The sequence below is a fragment of the Ruegeria sp. CDSA246 genome (assembly GCF_059611225.1).
This window is the reverse complement of the sequence record NZ_JBXWPD010000050.1, coordinates 1-2393: the sequence shown is the minus strand read 5'-3', so window position 1 is coordinate 2393 and position 2393 is coordinate 1. Positions and strand designations below refer to the sequence as shown.

At 53.2% G+C, this 2393-nt stretch carries 1 protein-coding gene; it reads right to left on the bottom strand.

What is annotated here, in order from left to right; all coding sequences use genetic code 11:
• Positions 1-259 precede the first annotated feature (259 nt).
• Positions 260-2125, bottom strand: coding sequence for an AMP-binding protein (locus AC2FI9_RS22740; RefSeq protein ID WP_496700163.1), 1866 nt, complete (start codon positions 2123-2125; stop codon positions 260-262).
• Positions 2126-2393 lie beyond the last annotated feature (268 nt).

Sequence of the window (2393 nt, the reverse complement as noted above, 5' to 3'; positions counted from 1 at the left end):
GTCAAAGGCTGTTCCAGGGTCCGCAAAGTTCGCGGAGCGCTTCTTAGTGGACGGTGCGGCGAGTGGCGGCTTAGTCCGCAAGGCAGACGTAGAGCAGATTTCACTGAATGACCGCTTCGAGCCCATTGCAGCCGTTGTCATGGGAACTGGATTCTGTGATTGCATTTAGCAGCTGAACAATCAAAAGGCTCGCACAATGGCCACCGGCAACACAATATTTTTTGCGATTGGCAATTTGAGCCATTTTGAGAATTGTCCCCTACGATCCGACTTCAACGCGCGTCTCGAAAAGGAAGTCTTGAAGCTTCTCTTCAACGCTGGGCCTAGACGACGCGTCTGTCTCAGAAAGGCTCACTGTGACGCAAAGTCCGCGTGGCCCACCGGCCTCCACTTGCACGTGAGCGTCGGGCAACTTCAGTTGTTCACGAAGCAGATTTGATACTACCAGCCTTGCAGCATCGCACCGCAGACTGGGCTTGAAGATTTTGCCGACTGACGTCAGGGGTATCTCATCAACAATCTTAATGATCTTCGGCCAAGCTGGTCTTTCATCGATAGTGTTCTGAGCATGTGCCATTAGGTCTTCAACGGTAACCTCATCGGATGTGTGGACCTGAATGAAACATATCGGCAGTTCTCCGGCATAAGGATCGGGCATGCCGACCGCTGCTGCTAACGCGACAGCAGGGTGGGTACTCATCGCATTTTCAATCATGACCGGATCGATATTGTGGCCGCTTCGGATAATCAGATCTTTCGAGCGTCCGGCAACATAAAGGCACCCATTCGCATCTTTGTATCCCAAGTCGCCCGAATTCAGGACACCGTCTACGAACACCTCACTGTTGAATTCTGTAACGCTGTAACCGGGCGACACGTGAGGACCTTTGATGGCTACAACACCGATTTCGCCAATCTCACAAACCGCTCCAAGACCACCATCGCTTTCCAGCTTTAGAACGTCGACATTTGTGTAAGGTAACGCCCAGCCAACTGAACCTGCAGTACCCGTACCGCAGAGTGGATCGATACTGATCAATCCGGAAGCTTCCGTCATGCCCAGAATTTCAAAAAGAGTGCAGCCGGTCACTTCCTTGAACTTCTGCCCGACCGCAGGCGGTAGCAATGAAGCACCAGTCGCGCCCGCCCGCACGTGCGAGATGTCATGATCGCCGATTGGCGTTTGCAAAATCGCCCCAATAGCAGTTGGTACGCCGCCAACAATTGTAACCTTATATTCTGCAACAAGACGCCAAAAGCTTGCGACAACTGCTGGGTTTCGCAGTCCGGCAGGAGTCATTACGAGCAGTTCAACGCCTGCCATAAAGCAACTGAGGCCGCCGACAATCGTTCCGGCGACGTGAAAAAGAGGAAAAGTAGCGGTAAATACGTCATCGGAGCGAAAGCCGCACATTACAGCTCCCCCGAATGCTGCGACCAGCTGGCTGCGGTGGGTGTGCGCAACGAGCTTTGGCACACCGGTTGTGCCCCCGGTGTGAAAATAGGCCGCCAGATCTGAACCCCTGCGCGCCTCCCCAAAAGTCAGATGATCATCAGGTTGGGCCATCAAAGCACTGGCAAGATCAATAACTCCTTCTTCGGGCGGCGTACCCGGCGGAGAAACGCGCACAAGTACGAGGCCCGGAACCTGCTCCCGCATTGCTAGAGCTTTCTCCCAAATGTCCAGCTGTGGATGAGGGCCAAGAGCAACAAGGATCTTTGCCTCGGAGGCTTTGAGAAGTTCAGCTATGCTCTCAGGCTGCAAAAGAAAATTGATCGGAACAGCGTACCCAGCCGTTTCTGCTCCCCACAAAGTGACGTGGGTTTCAATCAAAGCGGGCAGCATAAACGCAACGCCCGGTGCTTCACCTCCAATCGCTGCAAACAGATTTGCCGCGCGCATTATCTGTCCCAGCAACTGTTCATAGGTCACACGACGCGGCTCTTCGTCTTCAGTTCCGGTCATCAGCATTGTCAGCGCAGTCGCATCAGGATCGCGGTCAGCGCTGTTGATAAAGACATCCAAGATGCTTTGTTCAGGTAAACGCTCTTCAAGCGTCATTTCTTCTTCGAACTCAGAAATATCACTTTGAGTCCTGATCGGCTGTGTGCCCAGATTGACCATGGGATCTCCTTCAACTTCAGGAAAGTGTCACCTGAGCTTTGGTCGAGCAGCCGAACTTTGCAACACCAACATACAAGATAAAGCACAAAAACAAGCCAATCTACGAAAGGCCGCTTTGTCCGCATCGCAGTCGTTCAGGCCGAGTGCAGCGAATGACTACTCGGAGCCCAGAGCAACTAATGCTGCACCAGGCACGAAGGACAGCATTGTGCAGAAAGCGGGCCTTGCAGAGCCGATAACTGGAGCCAGCTAAGGCTGTTCAATCGCT